Origin of the sequence: Sinomonas sp. G460-2 (assembly GCF_047759905.1) — a bacterium.
GTDB lineage: Bacteria > Actinomycetota > Actinomycetes > Actinomycetales > Micrococcaceae > Sinomonas.
In genome coordinates, this window is the sequence record NZ_JBKZWT010000381.1 from 1 (window position 1) to 3105 (window position 3105).

At 71.0% G+C, this 3105-nt stretch carries 4 protein-coding genes; 1 reads left to right on the top strand and 3 read right to left on the bottom strand.

Translation table 11 applies throughout. The features are described 5' to 3' along the window. Positions 1-83: 83 nt before the first annotated feature. Together ACLN58_RS20115 and ACLN58_RS20120 are read right to left on the bottom strand one after the other, a co-directional pair. Positions 84-620, bottom strand: a complete 537-nt coding sequence (locus ACLN58_RS20115) for a DUF4395 domain-containing protein (protein WP_415857005.1) — start codon at positions 618-620, stop codon at positions 84-86. Positions 621-712: 92 nt separating this feature from the next. Then, entirely contained in the window at positions 713-1762 is a 1050-nt protein-coding gene (locus ACLN58_RS20120) for an exonuclease domain-containing protein (RefSeq protein WP_415857006.1), read from the bottom strand. Positions 1763-1875: 113 nt separating this feature from the next. Here ACLN58_RS20120 and ACLN58_RS20125 point away from each other — a divergent pair, with 113 nt between their 5' ends. Continuing rightward, positions 1876-2628: a VTT domain-containing protein gene (locus ACLN58_RS20125; protein WP_415857007.1), complete on the top strand. Its 753-nt coding sequence runs from the start codon at positions 1876-1878 to the stop codon at positions 2626-2628. Positions 2629-2710: 82 nt separating this feature from the next. On the opposite strand, the gene ACLN58_RS20130 is transcribed toward ACLN58_RS20125, so the two are convergent. Then, positions 2711-3105, bottom strand: a 395-nt coding sequence (locus ACLN58_RS20130; protein ID WP_415857008.1) for a non-canonical purine NTP pyrophosphatase, incomplete at its 5' end; no start/stop codon positions are given.

The following is a 3105-nucleotide window of genomic DNA, read 5'->3' on the forward strand; positions in this document are numbered from 1 at the left end:
GGCGCGCCGCCTCGAGGGCTCGGACATCGCCGCCGAACTCGCCGCGACGCTCGCGAGGGCATCGGGCGCGGAGGATTAGGTATTCAGGATCTGCGCAGCGCGATGTTGTTGCACGCCTCGCACACGCTCTCGGGGATGACGCCCGCGGCCTGGAGCTTGCCGAAGATCCAGCAACCGAGGCAGAACCCCGCGAACGCCTCGAGCGAGGCCGCGACGATGAGCAGCCCCAGAAGCACCCACGCGATCGGGGCGAGCCCCACTGCCCACAGGATCGCGGCGGCCGTCGAGAGCACGGCGCCGATGGTCTGGGCGAAGCGCTTCGGCGGGCCCGCGACGAGGCGTGCGCGGCCGAAGCGCGGCGCGATCACGTGCACGGCGAGCCGCCCGACCGGCGAGTAGCGCGGGCCGCCCGCCACGCGGAGCCAGAACCCGAGGGCGATGATCCACAGCGGCCAGCCCCACCCCACGGTCAGTCCGAGCGCGAGAGTCACGAGGCTCAGCACCACGACGACGCCGGCGGTGGAGCGGGCGGCGTACTCGTTCACGGGATTCGGGAACTCGAACGCGCGCCGCAGGGCGCTGGTGCGGGTGGTCGCGGAAGCTGATCCGGTGGTAGTCACCGTCCCAGCCTAGGAACGGCAGCGCGCCGCGCGGAAGGAATGTTGCGCTGTACTACTTGTTACCTCGGGCTACTTTCCCCGGCGTCCCCGCGTCACGCGCTCCGGGCCGGCCACTCCCCGCCGAGCATCTGAAGGAACTCGCCTTCCGAGAGCACCTCGACGCGATACCCGGCGGAGCGCAGCTCAAGCGCTCGGCGGGCCTTGGAAGTCTTGGGCCCAGAGCCGCCCGCCGGGTTGCCCCTCGCGAGGTCGGCGGCGACGAAGCCGTCGCCGACCACAAGAAGCGTCGTGGCCCGCGTGACGGAGCTCGCGGGCTGGGCACCGAGCGCCGCAGCTTGGCTCTTCGCCTCGGCCCGCGTCATACCCAGGCTTCCCGTGAACACGATCCGGTGTCCGAACAGCGGGTGGGCGGGGTCTGCGGCGGCGTTCGCGGCCGGGTTGCCACCCTCCTCGGGCCACGGCGCCCACGTGCGCCGGCCCGCTGGAACGGGCGCCGCCGCGCTCGGTGCGGGGCGGACGACGGCGCGGAGAGCCTTCGCGGTGGGCGCAGAGAACTCGTCCCGGCCCGGGATGAACTCTGAGTGACGCGGGAGCGCGAGGTGGAGGGACCCGTAGAGCCCTTCGACGCTCGTCGCGCCGTGGCGCTGCGCAATGTCCACGAGGATGCCCGCGCACGCGGCGGCGTCCTCGGTAGCGTCGTGGTGGTTCACGAGCGGGACGCCCGCTGCCTCCGCGACGAAGGGGAGCGAGTGCGAGGGCAGATCGTACGTGCGGCGCGAGAGCACCACGGTGCACGCGTAGTCGTAGGCGGGGGCTGCCATGTCCGAGACCTCGAGCGCCGAGCGGATGACGCCCAGGTCGAAAGCGGCGTTGTGGGCCGCGAGCACGTCGTCCCCGATGAAGCCGCCGATCTCGGCGAACAGCTCACCGAAGCGCGGGCGGCCCGCGACGTCGTCGGGCCGAATACCGTGGATCGCGACGTTGCGGGGGTCGAATTCGTCGTGACCTGCCGGAGGCCGCATGAGCCACGTGGCGGTCTCCACCGCCTTGCCCGAGCGGACCTTGACGAGCCCCACCGCACACGGCGACCCGCGGAAGCCGTTGGCTGTCTCGAAGTCGATTGCGGTGAAGTCCAGAGCCACGCGGCGAGCTTAGTCGCGCGAGGCCGTGCGGCCCGGGATCGCCACGCGCTCCGGCGAAGTCCGGCACAACGTCACGCGCAAAGCAACGCACGGGGCGCCGGTACCCTTGGAGGGTGATCCGTGCCGTGCTGACCGAACTCGCCGCCACCCTGCCCGCAGCCGTCCAGCCGAGGACTGCCTCATTCCTCCCGGATTGGCTCAACCCCGACGTCTTCCTGCGGGACTCGCCGCTCGGCCCGTGGGTTGTGCTCGTGATCTGCGCGATCATCTTCGCGGAGACGGGACTGCTCATCGGATTCTTCCTGCCGGGCGACTCGATGCTCTTTACGGCCGGGCTGCTCGTGGCCACCGGCGCGGTCAAGTTCAACATCTGGCTGCTCGCGCTGCTCGTCGTCATCGCGGCCATTCTCGGCAACCAGGTGGGCTATCTCATCGGCGCGAAGATCGGCCCCTCGCTGTTCAGCCGCCCCGATTCGCGGTTCTTCAAGCAGGAGAACGTGCGCAAGGCCCACGCGTTCTTCGAGCGGCACGGCGGCCAGTCGCTCATCCTCGCGCGCTTCGTGCCGATCATCCGGACGTTCGTCCCCGTGATCGTGGGCGTCGCCGGAATGGACCGGCGGAAATTCTTCCTCTACAACGTGCTCGGCGCCATCCCGTGGGGCGCGGGCGTGACCCTGCTCGGCGCATGGCTCGGACAGTACGAATGGGTCGGGAAGAACATCGACCTCATCTTCGTGGTGATCGTCCTCGTCTCGATCATCCCGATCATCGTCGAGTTCGTGAAGGGGTGGCTCGCGAAGGGCCGCGCAGCGGGCGCGGCTGAGGCAGCCGCCGAGCGCAGCGAAGAGAACGAGCCCGAGCGCTGAACCAGGGCAGCTTGGCTGGGCCTAGCCCTAGGGACGAGGCCCCGAGGCGCGCCCTCGCGCCAAGCGCACCCCAGCCGCTGGGTTAAGCGTCGTCCGAAAGCGCCGCGACGATCTCCGGGAGCAGCGCCCGGAAGGCCTGCCCACGGTGGCTGATCGCGTTCTTCTCGTCGCGGCTGAGCTCGGCGCAGCTGCGGTCGAGGCCCTCGGGCAGCAGGATCGGGTCGTAGCCGAAGCCCCCGTCGCCGCGGGGCTCGTGGAGCAGCGTCCCCTTGAGTTCGCCGTATTCGACGTGCTCGGTGGGCCCATCGCCGTCGTCCGCCGGAATCACGAGCGCCGCCGCGCACACGAAGGCGGCGCCGCGGTGTTCGTCGCGCACGTCGGCGAGCTGGGCCAGGAGAAGCTCGAGGTTCGCGCGGTCGTCGCCGTGCCGGCCCGCCCAGCGCGCCGAGAAGATGCCCGGCGCTCCCCCGAGGACGT